Below are 22,368 nucleotides of genomic sequence, written 5' to 3'. Positions count from 1 at the left end.
TAAGTTGCCGCATCCCCCACCTCACACACTAACAATGCTGCGGTAATCAAAAACAGGAGCGGATTCTATCCTGCTCCTGTTTTTTTATGCATTTAAATCATAGCGCTTTCCAGTAACTAAATAAATAACATGCTCCGCAATATTGGTTGAATGGTCTGCTACTCTTTCAATGTATCTGCACACAAAGGCAAGCTGTGTTATCTGGTTTGTATTATCAGGATTTTGCTTGAGATAGCCCATTAACTCTTTAACAAGCATGCCATACATTTCATCCACTTTATCGTCCTCTTGTGCACATTGTCTTGCTAGAGCAACATCCTCCTGCAAAAAGGACTGTAAGGAATCGCTAAGCATTTTCAATGCCATATCCATCATCTTTGGGATATCGACTATTTCCTTAATCAGTTTTTCGTTGCCGATATGCAATGTTGATTTTGCGATATTCACTGCATTATCTGCAATGCGCTCCACTTCAGAAGATATTTTCAGAGCAACAATAATTTTGCGCAAGTCTCTTGCAACAGGTGCTTCCATCGCAATTAAAGATATGGCTTTATCATTAATATCATTTTCTAAATCATCAATTGCTGTGTCTCGTTCAATAATTTGTTTCGCTTGTTCCAAATCTTGCTTAATAAGTACTTGGATGCTGTCCTGGATGGAAACCTCCGAAAGGCGGGCCATTTCCATCAGCATATCCTTTAATTGATTCAAGTTACTATCGAAGTTTGATCTTATATTCATGAGCTCACTCCCATTATCCAAATCTTCCTGAGATATAGCCTTCTGTCCGTTCATCGGCAGGATTCGAGAATATCTTCTGCGTATTATCCAGCTCAATAAGCTGACCCATTAAAAAGAAGGCGGTTTTATCTGATACCCTTGAAGCCTGCTGCATATTATGGGTAACAATGACAATTGTGTATTTTTCCTTTAATTTTAAAATTAATTCCTCAATCTTTAAGGTTGAAATCGGGTCTAATGCAGACGTCGGTTCATCCATCAACAGTACATCTGGCTTTGTTGCAAGCGCTCTTGCGATACATAACCGTTGCTGCTGTCCTCCTGACAATCCAAGTGCTGGACCGTTCAAACGATCCTTCACCTCATCCCATAAAGCAACATCCTTCAGGGAGCTTTCCACAATGTTATTGAGTTCTTCTTTCTTCTTGATGCCGTGTATTCTAGGTCCATAAGCAACATTGTCAAAGATCGATTGAGGAAATGGATTACCCTTTTGGAATACCATTCCTACCTTCTTTCGTAATTCAACAAGATCCAGTCTGTCACTTAAAATATTTTGTTTGTCAAAGTTGATCTCTCCTGCCATCCTTACATTCGGCACATATTTGATCATTAAGTTCAATGTTTTGATGAACGTCGACTTCCCGCAGCCGGAAGGACCGATAATCGCGGTAACCTCCTTTTCATTAATAGGAAAGTTGATTTCCTTTAATGCATGATGGTCACCATACCATAAATTGAGATCGACACAATCGAAAATCGCCTTCGTACTAATATCTGTAGACAATTCTTTTCCTCCTTATCCGAACCGGCCGGAAATATATTCTTCCGTCTTCTGATTAGAAGGCGCCGTGAATATCGTTTCCGTCACATCGTATTCAATTAAATCACCAGAGAAAAAGAAGGCGGTTTTATCCGAAATACGTGATGCCTGTGACATATTATGGGTCACAATGATAATGGTATAATCCTTCTTCAGCTCTAATATTAATTCTTCTACCTTCGCATTAGAAATCGGATCTAGTGCAGAGGATGGTTCATCAAGGAGCATCACAGTTGGTTTCATGGCTATGGTTCTCGCAATACAAAGCCGCTGCTGCTGACCACCAGATAAAGATAAAGCTGATTTATGAAGCCTGTCCTTTACTTCCTCCCATAGGGCGGCTTTCGTTAAGCTTTCTTCTACAATGCGATCAAGCTCTGCTTTCTTCCTTACTCCATTATATTTCAAAGCGTGCGTAATATTATCATAAATTGATTTCGGAAATGGATTAGGCTTTTGAAAAACCATCCCGATTTCCTTTCGTAATGCAACGACATTTATATCGTCTGATAATAAATTAATGTCCTCGTACAGTATCTCTCCTTGTGCCCTCGCACCTGGAATAAGATCATTCATTCTGTTAACTGTCCGTAAAAACGTTGATTTTCCACAGCCGGAAGGACCAATTAGCGCTGTGATGGAATTCTTTTCAATCTGCATAGAAATCCCGTTAACTGCCCGCTTATCTCCATAAAAAAATTCGAGATTTTTTACATCTAAAATAGGTGTGCTCATTTTTTTCACCAGCCTTCTATTTCGTTGCCGTGATTTTTTTATGAATAAGTGTTCCAATCCATCTTGCTAATAAGTTGAAAATTAAGACTGCCAAAATTAAAACCGCAGATGCGCCATTAGAAACTTGTTCAATGTCTGGAATTAAGCCTTGTGTATTAACAGACCAAATGTGGACAGCCAGTGTCTCGGCAGGCCGGAAGATATTCAGCGGTGATCTGTCAGAAAACGGATTCCAATCAAGATAATTTAACCTTGGTGTGGAAAGTCCTGCTGTAAACAGCAAGGCGGCAGCTTCGCCAAAGACACGCCCTGATGCAAGAATCGCACCAGTCAGAATTGAAGGAAACGCACTAGGCAGAATAACTGTTTTAATCGTATGCCAATGGGTAATACCAAGAGCAAGACTTCCTTCCTTCAGTTCTCTTGGAACAGTTCGAATAGCATCTTCACTTACCCTGACTAGAACAGGAAGATTAAAAACGGTAAGCGCCAAAGCTCCCCCTAATATTGTGTATCCCCAGCCAGTCAAGTTCACAAACATTAATAAACCAAACATTCCAATAACAATGGATGGGAGAGATGATAATACTTCAATACAAGAGCGAATAATATCGGTTACTTTTCCAGGTCGGGCGTATTCTGCCATAAATATTCCGCCGCCAATTCCAAGAGGAAGAGAAATTATCATGGTAATTACAAGAATATATAAAGAATTAAACAGCTGGTCCCTAACCCCGCCGCCAGCACGAACATTACTGGAAGGCGATGTTAGAAAATCAAGGGAAACATAACGTAAACCATTAAATAAAATATAAGCAAACAATCCAACTAATATACATACTATGATGGTGGCAATAGCAACTAATACAACTGTTGCAACACGGTCTGCTGTTTTACTGTTCATTACATTTTCCTCCTTGATGACACATAACGAATGAGGATAATAAAGATAAATGACATAATTAACAAAATCAGTCCCATCGACCAAAGTGTATTATTTTCCACACTGCCGTATGTTGTATGGCCCATATTCAACGTAATAATCGTTGTTAATGTTGCAGCTGCATCAAGAAAGCTAGATGGCAAATCCTTTACATTTCCAATTACCATTTGCACAGCTAATGCTTCACCAAATGCACGTGCCATCCCTAAAATCACTGCTGTAAGCAAAGTTGGCAGTGCTGCTGGAATAAGAACCTTCCATATTGTCTGCCACCGAGTAGCTCCGAGTGCAAATGAACCTTCCCGTAAATTATTAGGTAAAGAACTCATTGCATCTGTAGCAATACTTGTAATTGTAGGCAATATCATAATGGAGAGTACAATTGTTCCCGCAAGTAAACTAAAACCGAGACCACCGATATTATCTCTAATAAACGGCACTAATACGGATAATCCAATAAATCCATACACAACAGATGGAATCCCAACAAGCAGTTCAATGACAGGCTGAATTATCTTTTTCCCCCAAGAAGGAGCAATCTCTGTCATGAAAATAGCAGCTCCTATACCGAGTGGCGCTGCGACAAGTGCAGACAGAAAAGTGACCGCAAAGGAGCCAAAAATAAATGGAAATGCCCCGAATTTTGGATTGGCTTTATTCGTTGGATTCCAATCAGTGCTTGTCAAAAACTCGAGCGGGCTAATTCCGTTTTTAATAAATGATTGCAGTCCTTTTACTCCAAGGAAAATTGTAATAGAAATCGTCACAGCAATCATAATGATTGCACATAATGTCACGAGAATTTTCCCGCGGAACTCATTGCCTACTCCTGTTTTTGCTGATTTCAATAATCTGTCTTTTGCAGGAATCGTTTTTTCTCTCATGCTAAAAAACCTCCCCTTATGGCTTAACAGGGTAAATGCATATAAAAGCATCTACCCTGTTCAATTTTTTAAAGATCCTTCAGATTACCCTCAGCATCTCTTTCTACCTTCATTTCTGTTACAGGTAAATATCCTTGCTCTTTCAGCAATGTGCTTTGAATGTCTTCTGACATCACATAATCAAGAAATGATTTTGTTAAGCCTTTTGGTTCCCCTTTCGTGTAGGAATGCTGATAAGCCCAGATTGGGAATGTTCCATTTTGCACATTTTCTTCTTTTGCCTCAACTCCATCAACAGACAGTGCTGTTATAGAATCATCTGTAAAATAGGAGAAAGCAAGATAACCTACTGCACCTTCTGTTTCCGTTAAGATTTTCTTCACTGTATTAGACGAGTCCTCTGTTATCCCTTCTGCAGGTGTTGCATCATCGAGACCAAATTTATTAAAGACTGCACGAGTTCCAGAAGAATCAGGACGATTCACGAGGACGATTTTTTGGTCTTTACCGCCAACATCCTTCCAGTTTGTAATTTTACCTGTGAAAACCTTAATTAAATCCTCTTTCGAAATATCTGTAATTCCTACATTCGGATTAACGGCAGCAGTGATACCGACAACTGCTACTTTATGATCCACTAGCTCATCAGCCTTAATGCCTTCTTTTTCTTCTGCATACACATCAGAGTTACCAATATCAACAGAACCTTCAGATACTTGAGATAATCCCGTACCAGAGCCACCTGCGTTTACTTGGACATCTGCATTTGGATTTTCAGCCATGAACTCTTCTGCCGCTGCAGCAATTAACGGCTGCATAGCAGAGGAACCAGAAACAACTAAGGAACCAGAATTTTCGTCACCGTTATCTGCATTTTCATTACCGCCACCGCATCCTGCAGCGATGACCATTAATGCAAAAATCATTAATACATAACCAAACCTTTTAAAGCTCTTCATTAATAGCCCTCCAATAAAATATTTAAATATTTTCACTACCGGCATGATTGCTTCTAGTAGAAAGGAATATTTTTTCTAACTTAGTATGTGTTACAAGATAATTAGTTATTAATGCGAGGATTAAAAATATCGCATACAATCGCAGTCATTTTATACCAAATATTAGGAATGCAGAGATTCGCTCTCTGACGAAATTAACTTTCCTTTAATGGATAACCATTCACCTAATTTCCTTGTAGAGCTCCTTAGAAACATTCTTTTTTATGGAAAAACAAAGGCTAAATAAGAAATTTTTACTTAAAAATGGCTTAAATACTTCTCATTTAAGCTGACTTCCGATAATATATAGTTATCGGAAGTCAAGAAAAGCAGTTAGGAGAGGAACAAATGCTCGTTCCAGATCATAAAAATACCCCTGCATTTACAAAGCAGCAAATGGACAAAATAAACTATTATATCTCCCACTCGAAAAGTAATAATACGAAAAAAAGCTATTATGCAGATTGGAAGCATTTCACCGATTGGTGTGCCTTACATAATGTCTCCCCCCTCCCTGCCGAAGTGGAAACAATTTGCTTCTATTTAACAGAGCTAGCGGAATCACATAAATTCTCCACATTAAGAAGACGAATTGCATCTATCAGTGAAGCACATAAAATGAGCATGCATGTCAGTCCCACGAAAAGCTTAGAAGTGATTGCATTGATGGATGGGATACGAAGAGAAAAAGGATCACGGCAAAGACCGAAGAAAGCATTGATGCTCAAAAACCTGCCTGATTTAATAAGTGAGATAGATACTGCCACCTTAGCAGGAGTCCGCGACAAAGCAATTATCTTATTAGGCTTTGCCCTTGCCAGCAGACGGTCAGAGTTAGTGGCGATTAATGTCGATGATTTGGAATTTCATGATTTCGGCATGGACGTTAGTGTCCGTGACACGAAAACAAGAAATGATGATTTAATTAAAGGGGTTGTGTTTTCCAATAATGAATATTGCCCTGTCAAAGCAACAGAGGATTGGATCGAAACAGCAAAGCTTTTCAACGGCGCGTTGTTCCGCTCCATTGATCGCCATGGCAATATAAATGGAAGACTTAGTGATAAGTCGATTTCCTTAATCATTAAAAAGTATGTCGCCTTGGCCGGTATGGACCCAAGACAGTTTGGCGGACACAGCTTGCGAAGCGGCTTATCGACAAGTGCGGCGATGATGGGAATGACCGATATTGCGATCATGAAACAGACTGGCCATAAGACGAGAGAAATGGTCGATCGGTATGTACAGGCAGGGCAAAGATATCGTAATAATGCGAGCAGTGTGCTGCGAAATTTGTGAGGGTATATATAATTGAAGAAACTCGGATTTTTCCGGCGAATTTTTCATAAAAAAAGAGAAATTGAGTGGGCTCAATTTCTCTTTTAGTGTTACAATTCTGCACCGTTCGTCTTTATAACCTTCTTATACCAATAAAAGGAGTCCTTTTTAATTCTGTCATAAGAACCGTTTCCTAAATCATCTGCATCAACATAGATAAAGCCGTAACGTTTTGACATTTGTGAGGTAGACGCACTTACGATATCAATACAGCCCCATGGTGTATAGCCCAGCATTTCGACTCCTTCCTTGCGGGCGAGGTTCATTTGCTCAAAATGCTTTCGACAAATAGAAGGTGCAATGCTTGATAGATTGCTGCCTCTGCGTCTTTTTTACTCGCATACTTTTCTTCTACCACACCAACTGTTGTAAATGGATGTCTAAAAACACTGTCAATTTCATTAAAGGTTAGCCAGTACTTAACATACTCTCCAAAGTGTTTAAAGCATACCTTCGAATAGGTAACAAACATATCTACTACCTCACGGGAAACCCAGCCATCATAATGATTAACTATATAGAGTGGCATCTCTTAATGAGACAGGGTAACAAGTGGTTCAATATTTCTTCAGCGCATTTCTTTAAAAAGACGTACATAGTAATCAATAGCCGCTTGAATCGGCTCTTCTTCTGTACCTGTTGGAAAAAGCCTCGTCCAAGCAATAGATACTCGCAAACATTTCATGCCTATTTCTTCCATTAATGCTAAATCCTCTTCATAGCGCTGATAAAAGTCAATGCCGTGTCTTTTCGGATAATAAACAGGACCATCTGTTTGCATGGCCTCTTCTATTTGTTCTGGACTAACATGCCACTGACTGACATAATCGCTTTTATCTATATTCGGCTTATATATTGCCACATCTGCCACAGACATTCCCTTACCGTCCTTATCCCAAGCACCTTCTGCTTGGTTTGCTGCAATCGCTCCACCCCATAAAAATCCCTTTTGAAAATAGCTTTTCTCTGTCATTTAAATCTCCACCTTTTCATCTGCTGTTGGAAGCTCAATATTTGCACCAGCTGATGGCATATACTTCCCACACCAAACAGATATTCAGACACATGCAGTGCTTTATCAGATTATTACTGTGTATTTATATCATGTATAGGATGTACAAAGGCTATGTCAAGGTGATGCGGAATAGGAGTAAAATATGTATAGAAAGCAGCCCCTCTCTTCTCTTCAAAAAGAGCGGCTACTTAATGAAAGGAAGCGAACCAAGTGGATTTGCCATACAAAAGGCGAATTGTATTTTTTGAACAGCATGTCCTCCATGCAATTCCCTAACATCATATGTAGACAACCTGGTTTGGTGCACAATATTAAATCAAAATTTCAGGAGACTTTTTTCTTGTGCTGATAAGTGTCAAATTAACTGGATAAGAACATGATAACGCTCACATTCTGTCTTTTTATTTTCAAAACGCTTGCCAAAAAACCAAATGACCTTAGCTTGAGCTAAGGTCATTATTCTACATTGATGATAACAGTTCAGTTTGAACTTTTTTTATTAGACAGCTACACTCTCATTCACAACCACTTTCTTTTCAACAGTAAACTGATCTAGTGCGTAATCATCAATATCATAACCAAGTCCTGCTTGTTGTGGGACATCTACATAGGTGCCGTTTAATTCAATCGCTGGGTTAATGATATCTTGGTTGTAATAACGAGATGATGCTGCGATGTCATTCGGCAGTGTGAAGCCTGATAATGTTGCCGCAGCAATGTTATGGGCACGAGCGATACCTGAATCTACCATGCCGCCGCACCATACTGGAATACCGTGGGACTCACAAAGTGCTTGGATTTTTTTCGCTTCTGTCAACCCGCCAACACGGCCTACTTTAATGTTGATGATACCGCAGCTTCCTAGTTCGATAGCTTTTCGTGCATCTTCAACTGTGTTGATGCTTTCATCAAGACAGATTTTTGTATTGATTTGTGCTTGTAGTGTTGCATGGTCCACGATATCGTCATGATCAAGCGGTTGTTCGATCATGATTAAATCGAGTTTATCTAGCTCTTTGAATACCTCGATATCATCTAGTGTGTAAGCAGAGTTAGCGTCTGCCATCAGCATAATGTCGCTGAATTCTTCTCGAACAGCTTTCATAATTTCAACATCTTTGCCTGGTTTGATTTTAATTTTAACTCGTCTGTAGCCTTCATCTAAATAGCCTTGCACTACTTTAACCATCGTAGCAGCATCCTTTTGAATACCGATGCTGACCCCTGTTTCTACTTGTGATTTTGTTCCGCCAAGGAGCTGGTAAACTGGTTTGTTTTCGATTTTTGCATACAGATCCCAAAGCGCACAGTTAATAGATGATTTTGCTAAGTTATTTTTACGGATATGTTCAAAGATAGTGCTTGTTTCGTCAGGATGGGCAATATCTTCTTCTTTTAGCAATAATGGAATTAAGCAATCTTGTAATGCTGCCCAACAGCCATTTACAAACTCTTCGTTGTATAAAGGGAATTCAAATGCTGAGCATTCTCCATAACCAATTTTCCCTTCGCCATGAATCTCAACAATGATGCATTTTTTTGCAGTCATTGCAGCAAAGCTTGTTTCGAATGGTGCTTTTAACGGGATGTCTACTTTTCTTAACACAATTTTATCAATTTTCATGGTCATACACTCCTTAAGATTGTTTTTTTAAATAGTCTTTTAAGTTGGTTAATACGCGATTATTGTGCGTCAACAAGATGTCTTGCAGCTCGTCAAACTTGCCTTGTTGTATCAAATCAAGCATCTTTTCGTGCTCCGAAATGGAGAGATTGATGCGATTTTCAAATGTAAAGTTAAGATTTTGGAACATTAACAACGGATATTTCAGCTTCAAGTAGAATTCTTGGAGAACATCACTATTGCTTAAACAAATCATATGATAGTGAAAGTTAAAGTTCATTAACGTATAGTCCACTTGATTTTTGACATTTTTCATTTGCTTTAATTCTTCTTGTAAAGAGTTGAATGAATAATCAGAAATATCAACTTGGTTTAAGCGGCGTATCGCCATTTGTTCGAGATTGTTTCTGATTTCAAAAATATCGTAAACATCTTGCGTCGAGAATTCTTTGACAAAGCTGCCTTTCCGCGGCTTTTTAACAGCAATTCCTTCCTGCTCGAGCCGGTATAATGCTTCTCTTACAGGCGAACGGCTGACAGAGAATTTTTCCGCATAATCACTTTCTCGAATGCGGCTTCCTTGGGGCAATTCACCATTAATGATTTGATTGACCATATAATTAAAAATCTCATTGGGCAATTGTTGGGTTTGCAGTAACATCCTCTTCTTCCTTTCTTTTAGGTACAGCACGTAATGTTAATGAAACGATAAAGGAGAGGGCAACAGCAGCAATCAAGAACATAAACGCCGCATTGTATGAACCATTAAATAAATCTATTAAGAATCCAATTGCAAGCGGTGCAACAAAACCAGCGATCTGTCCGCCGAAATTAACAATTCCAGAAGCGGAACCAAACTTATCGGGTAAGATAAAGCTTGCAAGTAAAGCAAAGATAGAGCCAAAAGCAATGGATTTAAAGAAATACACTAGTATTTGAAAGATGATAACAGATGTTAATGTTTTAGAAGAATACATTCCATAAATAAGAACAGCTGTTAAAACAGACACAATACTAAGCAAGTACTTTTCTTTTTGCTGGAAGAACTTCATCATAAGCCATCCGCTCATTGCTGCCCCTAGACCTGCAGCAATAAATGGGAGCGGTACGAGAATCGAGATTGCCTTTAAGTCAACACCGCGAACATTAAGCAAGTAAGTTGGCATCCAAGAATCTAGCCCTTTGTTGACGATACTGACACCGAAACAAATGATTACTAACTGCCAAATGATGGTGCTTTTTAATAGCTCTTTATAGCTTATTGAATTTTTAGCTTTAGCTTGCGTTGCGGCAGTAGTTTGCTTGATTGGGCGAAGCCAGAAGTAGTAAAAGACTGCAAATACGATACCGACAACTCCAATAATATAAAACGTGCTTCTCCAGCCGACAGCTAAGATTAATGGTGCAATAATTAGCGGTGCGATGGCACTTCCAACATAATTGGAAGACAGCATACCAGTTACTGCTTTTGGTCGCTGCGACTGTGGAAATACTTCAGACACTGCCTTCAAACTAGCTGTTGGATAAGCACCTTCACCAATCCCGAAAAGGATACGAATAAACAATAAGGAAACTAATGACCAGGCCATACCTGTCATCGCAGTGAAGAGCGACCATAACAGGATTGCGATAAGTGCAACGATATTCGAACCAAACTTATCGGCTAACCAGCCGCCTGGAATTTGCATTAACGCATAGCTGAAGAAGAAAACACTGACAACTAAACCGAGCTGGGTTGCATCAAGGTTGAATTCTGCTCCAATATACGTTAAAGCAAGTGAAATAGCGGCCCTGTCGATATAACAAATACAATAGCCTATGTACACAAGTGTAAATACAAAATATTTAGATCGAGTTCCCTTTAACGTACTCATTCGCCTTCACTCCGCCTTCTATTATTTTAGAAATCTCCGAGATTATATGATAAGTAGATTTAATGCCACTTTCAAAATTAACGAGCTTCAAGTTTTCATTCGGTGCATGATTCGCTTGATCGAAGTTAGCGTAAGGCACAATCAGAACAGGAACATTTAAAATATCTGTCCACACATAGTTTGGCAACGTTCCCGGCATAACTGGTTCTAAAATAGGTTTAATGCCAAAGCCTTGTTCAAGTGCTGCTAAAACAGGTTTCACAAAAATGGAATCAATATTTGTATTGGACGGAGGAGTGGATACCATTTTTAAAACAGAAACACCTTCAAGCGGTTCAATCATTTTTTCGATATTTTGATAAATTTCATCAGGATTTTGCTTCCCGACTAGACGCATGTCTAACTTCAGCAAAGCTTTTGACGGTATAACCGTTTTTGCGCCTGCATCTACATAACCACTATGGATACCGGAAATGTTTAAGGTTGGTTCATACATTAATTTCGTGAAGTATTCTTCTTGGGAGAGAGTCAGGTTTGGTAACCCGATCTTAGCTGCTAATGTTTCACTATCATAAGGAATGCGGTTTAAAATTGCTTTTTCTTGTTCATTCGGTGCTTGTACGCCTTTATAGAAATCTTTAATTGCCACCTTGCCGTCATCGCCCTGCATCTGTGACAATAATTCAACTAACTTCCACGCCGGATTTTTAATGATATTGCCTGTGTTGCCGGAATGATTATCCTGGCTCGCAGATACAGCTTCAAGCTCCACATATAACATGCCGCGAACACCAAGACGAAGCACAGGTGCGCCGCTTTCATGACAAGAGCCGTCGATTGAAATGGCAAGATCAGATTGTAAGATTCCATCTTTATGCTCTTCCACAAATGCTGCAAGGTTAGCACTGCCTTGCTCTTCTTCCCCTTCAAACACAAATTTCACATGAAAAGGAAGCTGTTTATGTATTTCTAAATAAGCCTTAATCCCAAGTAATTGCGCCATTAGCTGACCTTTATTATCACCAACACCACGGCCATACAAGCGGCCATCTCTAATACTTGGTTCAAATGGAGGGCTGACCCATGCATCAATTGGGTCTGGTGCCATCACATCATAATGACCATACAATAAGACCGTAAAATCCTGCTCCCCTTTAATTTCACCAAACACGATCGGGTGTCCAGCCGTTTGAATGACCTGTGTCTTTGCTTGCAGACTTTCTAGCAGCTCAGACACTTTCAGAACCGTCTCCTGCATCCCTTCACCGCTAGAGCTAATACTTTTTTGTTTAACTAATGCGATAAGCTCATCTATATTCTTCGTTCTGTTAGAATCAACAAATTCTTGAATATTGGTAGTTGCCACACGAAAACCTCCTTCTTCATTGTCGATTGTCGACAATTTCTAATCAATAAGTTACTACCTAGGGAAAGAGAAGTCAATATATTATCAGAAAATTATTTATATTAGATTTATTTATTATCAATACTATTTTAAGATAAGGCTGGGAGGTTATTATTTTAAAATAGAAACTAAGTTTGCATGATTTTACAGAAAATGGAGAGATAAACAGTTTGTCCCTCTTTTACCTAGTACAGAGTTTCTATAGTCTTACTTTATTGCTAATTGTTATTAATTTTTTGTCATTTTGGATGCGTAAAAATTACTGCATAGTATATGAGAAATAACTATAATTAAAGGACTCGTAGGGCTATACCTACGAGTCTATCCTTCAATATTAAATTTCCCTTTGATTTCAGAAGACATTCCTTTACCTTTTCTCTATCCTTTGGGCGTTTTAGTAAATACTCTTCACAGTCTTCTTTTAGATATCGATAAAACGTTTGGTAATCTAATATAATTTCTGTATCTTCGTCGACAGCAGGATAATCAAGTAATAAATAATACCTTCTTCACCGAAGTAATCTTCTTCTCATTCTTCGCAATAACTCGCAAAAACATATCGCGCGTATTCATCTCCATATCCCTATTCTTTGGAATACTGTTCTAATATAGTTAAGAATTCCCCAATTCCCATATGTCCATAATAAAATTTAATTAGCTGTCTTTGTTCTGCTTCTGATAATTCTTTCATATCTGTATCACCTAGTTCTTTAACAATAGACGGGAAAAAGTTCTTAATAATACCTGTTCTTCAACAATAAAGTGAAAGAGGATATTATTTCCCCTCTTTTTCTATGATAAATTTTCATTTGAATCCCTCTATTACCAAGGGTTAGAAACCAATTCTGGTCCCTTTTGGGTACGTAAAATTATTTTATCTGTTCGTTTGTTTATCCATTCTCGCAATAAAAACGCACCGTTACCTGTTTCTATTTGGATATCTGTGCGAATTGGTAAAAGATCTAATTGCTGCAGTACCTCTTCTGCCTCTGTGATCACAATTGGTTGCGGTGCTTGTACTACAATATCTAGGTCGCTTGTTTCCTTTAAAGCTTGATATCCAGTCGCTAGTTCAAAGCCGGCACTGCCTGTCGGACCCCACTGCCAGTTGCCCATGATTTCTGCCACTTTATTGAAGCTTCTTAACACCGGCAGTTCTCGTCTTTGTGCGTTTAATGAGTTCCAGCTTTTTTGTTCTGCTAGTTTGTAGGGAGTGATAATTTCTTCTATTCCGTTTCGATGTAGCAGCGCTGCTTGCCGCTGGTTACGTTGCTCCCCTCGAATTCCTACAGGAATATAATCACTAGTTTGTTCCGCTCGGCGCACGACAACGAATGGGGCACGCCTTAACGAGGCAGTGACCCATTCGTTGTCTTCCTTCCATTGCAGCTGTGATAAATCAGAGACTTTTATTAAGTCATGTGGTTGAATTACCATTGCTGTCTCAACATTTCACGGACTTTAATCGTTGCAGCACGGCCGCCGTTTCTTGCTTCATCTGTTTGTAAACGGAAGCTTAAATCAGTCGCTGCATTCTTTGTGCTATTAATTGCTTCTGTTAAAGTTTGCTCTACTATTTCCATATCTTTTTCCGTTGGAGCATCCGCATCAATATTGGCAAGTAATTTATACAGCGGTCCTATTGATTGATAACTGCGAACATCATATGCCATTGAGGGCACGGATTTCGTTGCTTCTTCCAGCTGTTCAATTGTGCGTTTTGTAATTCTTGCTGCAGAGGCTTTTGACATTGCTTGAATGTTGATTTTGTCATCGTCAAGTGCAATTAACCGGTTAGACTGTAAGCCATGAGCTAAAAACCCGCCAGAGATAGCATTGCCGACAATTAATCCAATAACAGGATGGCCCTTTTGCCGTGCTGTTGCATAAGCATCTGCGCTTGCTGCTAATGCTAAGCTGATACCAATCAGCTCTTCCTTATAGCCATACGCCTGACTTGGTACATCAATAATAGCGATAATAGGGCGTTTTGTTTCCTTGTCTGCATCTTGATGGATGACATCGCGTACTATTTGCGCAGCAGTCCAGCCCTCAAGCAGACCTACTTCCCCATTCCGAGCTCTAGGAAAATGATTATTAGCATCCGGTACAATTGCTATATAACGAGCAAGTTGGTCATTCTTAGTTACATCAGCAGCTAGAATGGATGGTGTTGCACTAGTCGGATGTGTGATACCTGTTAATGCAGAAAACCATTTATAGCCTCTTGATTGTGACATAGCGCTAACACCTGCTGTTGCCATTGGCACAGACTGCTTCACTGCCTTATGCTGGTTGTAATACTCAGCATATCGTTTTGGATTCCATTCTATTGCAGTATCCATTTCTTTTAATAAAGAAAGATGAAAGTCGACTTGTTCTGTTTTGGCCGATTTTTTTCCAGCTGAAAACGCCGCTTTAATAGCAGCGACAATCGACTCAACATCGTTCTCCACTACTTCCTCCAGCAATCCTGTTCTCTCCCGCTGACTAGCACCAATCGTATTCCAAATCAATGCTTTATCACTTGAATCAAATTCCATGACACCAGCTTCTTGTTCGATTACCTCTGGACCATTCAGACCTAACCGTGCTTTATTTGTTGCAAGCAATGTTGTACATAGTTCGGCGACAATGGACATGCCTCCGAAAGCGCCGACTCTCCCTGGAATTAGTCCAACAACAGGAACGTATTGACGTAAGGCTACAATCTGATTGCAGATTTCGGAAATGGACAATAATCCGTAATTTGCTTCCTGCAGACGGACGCCGCCTGTATCAAATAAGATAATTGGATAAACAGGGTTGCCTTGTTTATTCTCTTCAAGGGCCAATTCCAGTGCGCCAGCAATCTTCGCACCGCTCACTTCACCAATGCCGCCGCCTTGAAACGCACCTTCTAACGAAATAACGACAACATCCTTTTGATTAATTTGTCCACGAGCAACGATAACGCCATCATCACTTTGCGGAACAATTCCTTGAGGCTCTAAATGGGGTGACTGCATTTTATCGAGCGGTCCCAGCAGCTCGCGGAATGTACCTTTGTCCACTAATGCTTGTGCCCGCTCACGGCCATTTAATTCTACTAAACTATTCCGCAAAGCCGATCACCTCCAATGCTTGTGTAAGCCTTAACTGCACAACGCCTGGTGTTGCACCGAAATCATGGATTGTTATGTTCGCGGTAATAGGGTAGCGATTGAAAAAACGTTCCAATACATTGTCCCATATTTCACCAAAGCCATCACTGCCGGTGAGCACGCTGACTTCTGTTTTTGTTCCCTCTGCCGGCTCTAGAATGATTTCCAAATCTCCTGAACCGACAACACCTATATGTGCTGCAGTTTGAATCGGTTTAGAAGTTTCAAAGTGAAACTGTAGTTTTTCCATAGTTGAACACCTCCGTAATTAACTGACTAAAAATAGTGTTGCTGCTAATAGATCAGCGCTGCCTCCCGGCGATAGGCGCTTTGTTTTACAGTAATCAGATAAGCATTGGAAAATCTCTCTTCCCTTAGTGGTTGCGAACCCATCCCAAAGTAAAAATTCTCCTGCCATCGTTTTTATTGCAACTAAATCCGCCCAATCTCCACGGTGTAATATACATGTATCATCGACGGTTGCCATTAAAGCCAGCAATGCTTCTATTTGTGCTTCCTCATCTGGCTTTCCTACAGACCGAGCTTTAAGTAAGGCAAGTAAAGATGCATCACGGATATGAGGGAAACCGAATTGTGCTTCTTCTTGTGCCCCCATAACTGCATACTTCTTTTTTACTGCCTGTCCATGGGTTTGATTATTTGGTGTGAACCTGTCTTTAAAGGAAGCAATTTTTCCTGCCGTTTCTAATATCTTAATAGGGTTCTTTTCCTCTGGAAGCGAAGCCTTAGCACTAACCAATAACCCCAATGCCCAAATCGCACCTTTATGTGTATTGATGCCATTAGTAGCAGAAAGCATCGCCTGCTCCCCTTGTCTTCCTATGGCTGCTATTTTCTCACGAAGCTTTTGATTCAAAGGATGAAGATAAGAAACGAAGGCAATCTCTCTAAATGTTCCTTCTAATGCTTTTGCTGATTTCAGCATGAGTTCAAGGGACATATCAGCATGGGAGCCGTTATTGTTTGCATCTACTAACCCTGGCTTAGGGGTGAGCATTGCTTCATCGATTAACGCTTTTACTGCTTTGGAAGCTAATTCCTCTACAAGTGCTGCAGATTTAACTGCCAGCATATTAAGACCAGCTCCGGAATTTTGCAGGCGGCACGTAAAGACCTTCTGACCACTCTACTAAATCACTAACAGACCTTGCAGCAAGAAGAGAGCGTTTTGCTTGCTGTCTGGCAATGCCAAGATCCTCTGGATAGGCGACAATGCCTTGGTCTCTCAGGCTCCTAACATCTCTTTCTTTGCTTTCCATCCCTAAAGGCGTCACACCAGCAATTGCAGCAAGTGCTTTTTTCCGTTCTTCTAAGCTGTCAGACTTATAAAGATAAGCGATGCCTTCCTCTGTAATAACATGGGTCACATCATCGCCGTAAATCATCGTTGGTGTAACCGCAAGTCCTGACTGTGTTTTTACTTGAATCGCATCTAACGAATCAACAAACACCGGCTTTTTATTGGCACCGAATGTTTCGACCATTTGCACGACAAGCTTACGGCCTTTTGCCAGCTCATGCGGTTTTTCAATCATTTCAAGCCATGCTGGTGTTGCATGGCGGCGTCCGCGCGGATCATGGCCCATATTCGGTGCTCCTCCAAACCCGGCTAAGCGTCCTGCTGTTACTGTTGAGGAATTAGCTTGTGCGTCCATTTGCAGTGTTGAACCGATAAACATATCAACCGCAAATTGTCCTGCAACTTGGCATAATGCACGGTTAGAGCGCATCGAACCATCTTGGCCGACGAAAAAGATATCAGGTCGAGCTGCAATATAGTTCTCCATGCCGACTTCACTGCCAAAGCTGTGCACACTTTCGACCCAGCCGCTTTCAATTGCCGGTATTAATGTTGGATGAGGATTTAACGCCCAATGTCTAGCAATTTTTCCTTTTAAACCGAGCTGTTCCCCGTATGTAGGCAGCAACAGCTCGATGGCAGCTGTATTAAAGCCAATCCCATGATTTAAAGACTGGACATTATGTTTTCCATATACCCCCTTAATGGCCATCATGCCCATCAGCACTTGTAATTCGGTAATGTTTTGCGGATCTCGTGTGAAAAGCGCTTCAATGACATATGGCTTATCAGCTTTTACTACCACATCAACCCATGACCCTGGTATATCAACACGAGGCAATTCATCCACAATGTCATTAACCTGCACAATAACAATGCCATCTTTAAAGGCAGCTGCTTCTACAATCGTTGGTGTCTCTTCTGTATTATTACCTGTATACAAGTTTCCGTCCTTATCTGCTTTATCTGCCGCAACTAAAACAACATCCGGGATTAAATCAATAAACAGACGTCCAAATAACTCTAAATAGGTATGTATATCGCCAAGCTTTAACGTTCCATCTTCAATCATTTGTGCAACACGCAAGCTTTGCGAACCAGAGTAGGAAAAATCGATTTTTGAAGCGATTTCGTATTCAAATATATCTAAATGTTCAGGCATTGAGATGCTCGACATGATCATATGCAGCTCATTTACCTTGGCAGGGTCTACTTCTAACAGTTTTTTAGACAGGAATGACGCCTGCTTTTGATTATCTCCTTCTAACACTACTCTTGAGCCTGGTTCAATCAGTAATTCCATCAGCTCTACAATCCGAGAGGTGTCTACAAATTTTCCGTCCAGCAAGCGGCTTGCTTTATCTAATTTCGCTCGTTTTTTATCACGCTTTTGCGTCCATTTATTCACTCTGCTTGCTCCTTCCATTTATTAATTAAATAACATGTTGCTTCCAGACCGACTTTATCGACAGCGATTTGCCGTGTTGTTCCATGTGCTTGCTTAACAAGATTCGTTAATACATTACCAGGCGGCATTTCAACAAAAGTATCCGCACCAGACTCAACACATATCTCAGCCATGTCATGCCAGCGCACAGGATAGGCTACATTTAAAGCCAAGTCTTCTGCGATTTTATCTTTTTGTCTTATAACTCTTCCAGTGTGATTTGCCAAATAAGGAATTTTCGGATTATTTAAAGTAAATGTACCTACTAACTCCAGCAGTTCTCGTGAAACATCAGCCATTAATGGACAGTGTGATGGGATTGCTACTTTAAGCATTGTTGTTTTTCTGGCACCAAGATCTTGCGCATGTTTGAATGCTGTATGTATTCCTTTCAGAGTTCCAGAAACGGCAATCTGCAGTTCTGAGTTAAGATTGGAAAGAAACACAGGTGATGCTTGCGTATGTGAAAGTTCAACTGCCTTTTTCACTTCACGCTCCGTAAGTCCGCTGATTACACCCATTCCATAACCTTCTGGATATGCTTCCTCCGTTCGTTTTGCCCGCTGATATACTAGTTTAATAGCATCGTCAAAAGTCAATACACCAGCAATAACCGCTGCCGCAAATGCACCAATCGAATGTCCAGCAACAAACTGCGGAGTAATCCCTTTCTCCATTAACTCTCTCGCAGCAGCTACTCCTTTCACAAATAAAGCTAACTGCACCCAAAAAGTCGACTGAAAAGCCTCCTTATCATCACACAAAGTAATTCCGATACTCTCTTTCACCTGATTCACATAGTCTGGCACATCACTCAGCATTCCAGGAACTTGTTCTCCTTGCCCTGGAAAGGTAAAGACAATTTTCATGCTTTTCGCTCCTAAAAGTTTATACAATTCTTTACAATCTTTATTTTAATGTGTTTCAATAAAAAATAAAAATATATTTTCGGCCACTATTAATAACCAAATGGTTATAAGGAGATTATTACATATGGATTTACTGCAGTTAAGATATTTCCAAGTAACAGCAAAGCATGAGAATATCACCCATGCTGCCAATGAACTATTAATATCACAGCCTGCCCTCAGTAAAATGATTCGCAGGCTTGAGACAGAACTAGATATGCAGCTGTTTGATCGAAAAGGAAAAAATATCTTTCTCAATTCAGCGGGTGAAAAGTTTCTAAAATGGGTAAATCTATCACTCTATGCCCTTGAACAAGGCGTTTCAGAAATGAAAGACATAAAAAATGGGCAAATGGATACGATTACCCTTTATGTAACAGTCGGTTCGATGCTGCTGCCGAAGCTACTTCAGCAGTTTCGAACTAAGTTTCCAAAAACACGCTTTAATCTAACACAGCATACAAATAAAAGTATTTCCTATAATTTTGCCATCACATCTGAGCCATTAGAAGGTAACGAGCATATCGTCTTACTGGAAGAAGAAATATTACTGGGTGTTCCTATCTCCCATCCGCTAAGCCATTTAGACTCTGTTTCTTTAAAGGACTTAGAAAAAGAAAAGTTTATCAGCTTAACGAGTGGAAAACCATTGCGGCACACAACCAATAAATTTTTTGAACAAGTCCATTACGAACCAGATATTATTTTCGAAAGTGATGATCCAGCTACAGTTAGAGGACTAATTCAAGAAGGATTAGGCATCTCCTTCATCCCTTCAATCCTGTGGAAAAATGTCAGGCAGGATCCACTTAAACTGCTGCATATAAGGGAACCTGAATGTAAACGGACGATTTATTTATGTTTTCCAAGCGGGCATTCGTTTACCAATGTGGAGAAGTCACTATTCGATTTTCTCGTTGGTTTTTTTGAAGAACAGATTGATGAATCACAAGGTCATTGAAGCTTTTAACCTTCAATGACTTTTATTATGTTGAAATATGTAGATATTTATCTGTTAACTTACAAGGAAATGCTTGTTTTTGTCAAATATTATCAGAATTTTTATATAAATAAGTGTTGTTTCCTTATTTTCACAGTGTTAACATTACTTTTGTAAGCGATTCCAAAAAAATAAGGAGGAGTTAGATGACTCAATTATCTGGAGTGCTAAAAGAAAAGGTGGAAAGATTCCTAAACGGCCAGAAAAAACTATTTATTAACGGTGAATTTGTTGAAAGCACCTCACAAAAAACCTTCGATACATACAACCCGGCAACTGGAGAGGTTTTAGCAACTGTTTTCGAAGCAGGCCCAGAAGACATCGACCGTGCCGTCAAAGCAGCCCGCAAAGCATTCGATGAAGGCCCATGGTCCAAAATCAGTGCATCAGAGAGAAGCCGCCTCATGTACAAACTCGCAGATTTAATGGAAGAAAACAGCGCCGAGCTAGCCCAGCTCGAAACATTAGATAACGGCAAACCAATCCGCGAAACAACCAATGCCGATATCCCGCTGGCAGTCGAGCATATGCGCTACTACGCAGGCTGGTCCACAAAAATCGTCGGCCAGACAATCCCAGTCAGCGGACCATTCCTAAACTACACACGCCATGAAGCAGTCGGAGTTGTCGGGCAAATCATTCCATGGAACTTCCCGCTCCTAATGGCCATGTGGAAGCTCGGCGCCGCACTCGCAACAGGCTGTACCGTCGTCCTAAAACCAGCTGAACAAACACCACTGTCAGCCCTTTACCTCGCAGAATTAATCCAACAAGCCGGCTTCCCAGAAGGAGTCGTCAACATCGTCCCAGGCTTCGGCGAAACAGCTGGCCAGCCGCTAGTAGATCATCCATTAGTAGATAAAATTGCCTTTACCGGTTCGACTGAAGTCGGAAAACTAATTATGGCAAATGCCTCTAAAACATTAAAACGTGTTACATTGGAGCTAGGCGGTAAATCACCGAATATTATCTTGCCTGATGCTGATTTATCAAAGGCAATTCCTGGTGCCCTAAACGGGGTTATGTTTAACCAAGGCCAAGTTTGCTGTGCAGGTTCCCGCGTGTTTATCCAAAAGAAACACTTCGATAATGTGGTTGCTGATATGGCATCCCATGCTAAAAATATTCAACAAGGCGCTGGTATTCATGCAGATACAGAAATCGGTCCGCTTGTTTCTGTTGAGCAGCAGAATCGCGTACTTGGTTATATTGAAAAAGGGTTGAATGAAGGTGCACAGCTTGTAGTCGGCGGTAATAAACCACAGGAGCAGGGTTACTTCGTTTCACCTACAATATTTGCTGATGTGCGAGATGAAATGACGATTGCGAAGGAAGAGATCTTTGGGCCGGTTATTTCAGCGATGCCATATGATGATTTGGATGAGTTAATCAACCGAGCTAATAGCAGTGAGTATGGCTTGGCAGCGGGTGTGTGGACGCAGAATGTTGGGAAAGCACATTATATTGCGAGTAAGCTTAGAGCCGGAACAGTTTGGGTGAATTGTTATAATACATTCGATGCTGCTTCTCCGTTTGGAGGGTATAAGCAGTCTGGCATTGGACGTGAGATGGGGTCTTATGCATTGGAGAATTATACAGAGGTTAAGAGTGTTTGGGTTTCTTTAGATTAGTGTTAATTGTTAGTTTAGAAGGTACTGGGGTCAGTACCTTCTTTCATTCTCGAATAATTAAGTGAATCAATATATAAGAAAGAGAAGTACCTTTAGTTAGGAACTCCCCTAAATTTCTTCTTTAGTATCTTTCTCTTTACTATTATTCAATATGAAACATGCTATGCCTGTAATAGCTAGAGGAATGAAAGCTTTATAAACCTCTGACAAATCATCTTTAATTGCGTAAACTACTAATACAAAGATTGAAACAACGACATATAGGATTATTAGGATAAAATTCATTATAAATTTAGATTTATTTTTCATAAGTTCTTACTAATCACTCCTTCTTTATATCCAGATTTCAATACTTAACAAAACCAAATTTATTCATCATCAAATGTTATTTACATTTTTAATAGTTATAGACTCAATTAACTGTGTACACAACATTAAAAATGCTGTCATTTGCTCATAATTTAATGTTTTGTAGCGCTTTTAAAATACATAAATCAACAAAATAATCCTTTGTCCCCTATACATTAAATAGAAT

Annotated in this window: 19 protein-coding genes and 2 pseudogenes; 3 read left to right on the top strand and 18 right to left on the bottom strand. The window is 40.0% G+C overall.

Annotated features, from left to right (window positions below):
• Positions 1 to 84 precede the first annotated feature (84 nt).
• The 6 genes from phoU to M3600_RS10490 all read right to left on the bottom strand — a co-directional run bounded on the left by phoU (position 85) and on the right by M3600_RS10490 (position 5,088).
• The gene (phoU, locus tag M3600_RS10515; protein ID WP_251645822.1) at positions 85 to 744 is read right to left on the bottom strand and encodes a phosphate signaling complex protein PhoU; all 660 of its coding nucleotides are present in this window, start codon (positions 742 to 744) and stop codon (positions 85 to 87) included.
• A 13-nt stretch (positions 745 to 757) separates the two neighbouring features.
• Positions 758 to 1,531 carry a phosphate ABC transporter ATP-binding protein PstB gene (pstB, locus tag M3600_RS10510; RefSeq protein ID WP_237942737.1) on the bottom strand — a complete coding sequence of 258 codons (774 nt, stop codon included), beginning with the start codon at positions 1,529 to 1,531 and terminating at the stop codon, positions 758 to 760.
• A gap of 12 nt (positions 1,532 to 1,543) precedes the next feature.
• Positions 1,544 to 2,302 (bottom strand): phosphate ABC transporter ATP-binding protein PstB, encoded by a 759-nt coding sequence (gene pstB, locus M3600_RS10505; RefSeq protein WP_233315262.1) that lies wholly within the window; start codon positions 2,300 to 2,302, stop codon positions 1,544 to 1,546.
• A 16-nt stretch (positions 2,303 to 2,318) separates the two neighbouring features.
• Complete coding sequence (pstA, locus tag M3600_RS10500) at positions 2,319 to 3,206, bottom strand: phosphate ABC transporter permease PstA (protein ID WP_233315261.1); 888 nt, start codon at positions 3,204 to 3,206, stop codon at positions 2,319 to 2,321.
• Complete coding sequence (gene pstC / locus M3600_RS10495) at positions 3,206 to 4,129, bottom strand: phosphate ABC transporter permease subunit PstC (protein ID WP_233315260.1); 924 nt, start codon at positions 4,127 to 4,129, stop codon at positions 3,206 to 3,208. Before pstC ends, pstA begins: the two co-directional genes overlap by 1 nt.
• Before the next feature lie 68 nt (positions 4,130 to 4,197).
• On the bottom strand, positions 4,198 to 5,088 hold the full coding sequence (locus M3600_RS10490) for a phosphate ABC transporter substrate-binding protein (RefSeq protein WP_233315259.1): 891 nt from the start codon (positions 5,086 to 5,088) through the stop codon (positions 4,198 to 4,200).
• A gap of 387 nt (positions 5,089 to 5,475) precedes the next feature.
• Between M3600_RS10490 and M3600_RS10485 the strand changes: the two genes are divergently transcribed.
• Positions 5,476 to 6,426 carry a site-specific integrase gene (locus tag M3600_RS10485; protein ID WP_251645820.1) on the top strand — a complete coding sequence of 317 codons (951 nt, stop codon included), beginning with the start codon at positions 5,476 to 5,478 and terminating at the stop codon, positions 6,424 to 6,426.
• Between the two features lie 89 nt (positions 6,427 to 6,515).
• Here M3600_RS10485 and M3600_RS10480 read toward each other — a convergent pair.
• The 12 genes and pseudogenes from M3600_RS10480 to M3600_RS10430 form a co-directional block, all read right to left on the bottom strand.
• Positions 6,516 to 7,438: pseudogene (locus M3600_RS10480) on the bottom strand (glycoside hydrolase family 1 protein).
• A 541-nt stretch (positions 7,439 to 7,979) separates the two neighbouring features.
• On the bottom strand, positions 7,980 to 9,104 hold the full coding sequence (gene menC, locus M3600_RS10475) for an o-succinylbenzoate synthase (protein ID WP_251645818.1): 1,125 nt from the start codon (positions 9,102 to 9,104) through the stop codon (positions 7,980 to 7,982).
• A 13-nt stretch (positions 9,105 to 9,117) separates the two neighbouring features.
• Positions 9,118 to 9,765, bottom strand: a complete 648-nt coding sequence (locus tag M3600_RS10470) for a GntR family transcriptional regulator (protein WP_251645816.1) — start codon at positions 9,763 to 9,765, stop codon at positions 9,118 to 9,120.
• Positions 9,734 to 10,978, bottom strand: a complete 1,245-nt coding sequence (locus tag M3600_RS10465) for an MFS transporter (protein WP_251645815.1) — start codon at positions 10,976 to 10,978, stop codon at positions 9,734 to 9,736. The genes M3600_RS10470 and M3600_RS10465 overlap by 32 nt, the downstream gene beginning before the upstream one ends.
• On the bottom strand, positions 10,950 to 12,344 hold the full coding sequence (locus M3600_RS10460; protein WP_233315254.1) for a M20/M25/M40 family metallo-hydrolase: 1,395 nt from the start codon (positions 12,342 to 12,344) through the stop codon (positions 10,950 to 10,952). Before M3600_RS10460 ends, M3600_RS10465 begins: the two co-directional genes overlap by 29 nt.
• Positions 12,345 to 12,673: 329 nt before the next feature.
• Positions 12,674 to 12,853: pseudogene (gene cdiI, locus M3600_RS29355) on the bottom strand (ribonuclease toxin immunity protein CdiI); the annotation flags it as partial.
• A gap of 352 nt (positions 12,854 to 13,205) precedes the next feature.
• Positions 13,206 to 13,820, bottom strand: a complete 615-nt coding sequence (locus M3600_RS10455) for a malonate decarboxylase holo-ACP synthase (RefSeq protein WP_237942754.1) — start codon at positions 13,818 to 13,820, stop codon at positions 13,206 to 13,208.
• The gene (gene mdcD / locus M3600_RS10450; protein WP_251645813.1) at positions 13,814 to 15,487 is read right to left on the bottom strand and encodes a biotin-independent malonate decarboxylase subunit beta; all 1,674 of its coding nucleotides are present in this window, start codon (positions 15,485 to 15,487) and stop codon (positions 13,814 to 13,816) included. Before mdcD ends, M3600_RS10455 begins: the two co-directional genes overlap by 7 nt.
• Positions 15,477 to 15,776: a malonate decarboxylase subunit delta gene (locus M3600_RS10445; RefSeq protein WP_251645811.1), complete on the bottom strand. Its 300-nt coding sequence runs from the start codon at positions 15,774 to 15,776 to the stop codon at positions 15,477 to 15,479. Before M3600_RS10445 ends, mdcD begins: the two co-directional genes overlap by 11 nt.
• An 18-nt stretch (positions 15,777 to 15,794) precedes the next feature.
• Entirely contained in the window at positions 15,795 to 16,619 is an 825-nt protein-coding gene (locus M3600_RS10440) for a triphosphoribosyl-dephospho-CoA synthase (RefSeq protein WP_251645809.1), read from the bottom strand.
• Between the two features lies 1 nt (position 16,620).
• Positions 16,621 to 18,273 carry a malonate decarboxylase subunit alpha gene (gene mdcA / locus M3600_RS10435; RefSeq protein WP_251645807.1) on the bottom strand — a complete coding sequence of 551 codons (1,653 nt, stop codon included), beginning with the start codon at positions 18,271 to 18,273 and terminating at the stop codon, positions 16,621 to 16,623.
• Entirely contained in the window at positions 18,252 to 19,163 is a 912-nt protein-coding gene (locus tag M3600_RS10430; RefSeq protein ID WP_237942764.1) for an ACP S-malonyltransferase, read from the bottom strand. The genes mdcA and M3600_RS10430 overlap by 22 nt, the downstream gene beginning before the upstream one ends.
• A gap of 124 nt (positions 19,164 to 19,287) precedes the next feature.
• Between M3600_RS10430 and M3600_RS10425 the strand changes: the two genes are divergently transcribed.
• Positions 19,288 to 20,163, top strand: coding sequence for a LysR family transcriptional regulator (locus tag M3600_RS10425; protein ID WP_237942766.1), 876 nt, complete (start codon positions 19,288 to 19,290; stop codon positions 20,161 to 20,163).
• A 185-nt stretch (positions 20,164 to 20,348) separates the two neighbouring features.
• Positions 20,349 to 21,833, top strand: coding sequence for an aldehyde dehydrogenase family protein (locus M3600_RS10420; protein ID WP_237942768.1), 1,485 nt, complete (start codon positions 20,349 to 20,351; stop codon positions 21,831 to 21,833).
• The last annotated feature ends 535 nt before the right edge of the window (positions 21,834 to 22,368 follow it).

Source organism: Niallia sp. MER 6, assembly GCF_023714395.1.
GTDB lineage: Bacteria > Bacillota > Bacilli > Bacillales > Cytobacillaceae > Niallia.
This window is presented reverse-complemented; position numbering and strand designations above follow the sequence as displayed.

Coding starts and splice junctions, on each gene's coding strand:
- M3600_RS10455 (WP_237942754.1), bottom strand. CDS start 13,820: ATGGTAATTCAACCACATGACTTAATAAAAGTCTCTGATTTATCACAG.
- M3600_RS10425 (WP_237942766.1), top strand. CDS start 19,288: ATGGATTTACTGCAGTTAAGATATTTCCAAGTAACAGCAAAGCATGAG.
- M3600_RS10440 (WP_251645809.1), bottom strand. CDS start 16,619: ATGCTGGCAGTTAAATCTGCAGCACTTGTAGAGGAATTAGCTTCCAAA.
- M3600_RS10420 (WP_237942768.1), top strand. CDS start 20,349: ATGACTCAATTATCTGGAGTGCTAAAAGAAAAGGTGGAAAGATTCCTA.
- M3600_RS10490 (WP_233315259.1), bottom strand. CDS start 5,088: ATGAAGAGCTTTAAAAGGTTTGGTTATGTATTAATGATTTTTGCATTA.
- M3600_RS10430 (WP_237942764.1), bottom strand. CDS start 19,163: ATGAAAATTGTCTTTACCTTTCCAGGGCAAGGAGAACAAGTTCCTGGA.
- M3600_RS10485 (WP_251645820.1), top strand. CDS start 5,476: ATGCTCGTTCCAGATCATAAAAATACCCCTGCATTTACAAAGCAGCAA.
- pstA (WP_233315261.1), bottom strand. CDS start 3,206: ATGAACAGTAAAACAGCAGACCGTGTTGCAACAGTTGTATTAGTTGCT.
- mdcA (WP_251645807.1), bottom strand. CDS start 18,273: ATGGAAGGAGCAAGCAGAGTGAATAAATGGACGCAAAAGCGTGATAAA.
- M3600_RS10465 (WP_251645815.1), bottom strand. CDS start 10,978: ATGAGTACGTTAAAGGGAACTCGATCTAAATATTTTGTATTTACACTT.
- pstB (WP_233315262.1), bottom strand. CDS start 2,302: ATGAGCACACCTATTTTAGATGTAAAAAATCTCGAATTTTTTTATGGA.
- pstC (WP_233315260.1), bottom strand. CDS start 4,129: ATGAGAGAAAAAACGATTCCTGCAAAAGACAGATTATTGAAATCAGCA.
- M3600_RS10445 (WP_251645811.1), bottom strand. CDS start 15,776: ATGGAAAAACTACAGTTTCACTTTGAAACTTCTAAACCGATTCAAACT.
- M3600_RS10470 (WP_251645816.1), bottom strand. CDS start 9,765: ATGTTACTGCAAACCCAACAATTGCCCAATGAGATTTTTAATTATATG.
- menC (WP_251645818.1), bottom strand. CDS start 9,104: ATGAAAATTGATAAAATTGTGTTAAGAAAAGTAGACATCCCGTTAAAA.
- phoU (WP_251645822.1), bottom strand. CDS start 744: ATGAATATAAGATCAAACTTCGATAGTAACTTGAATCAATTAAAGGAT.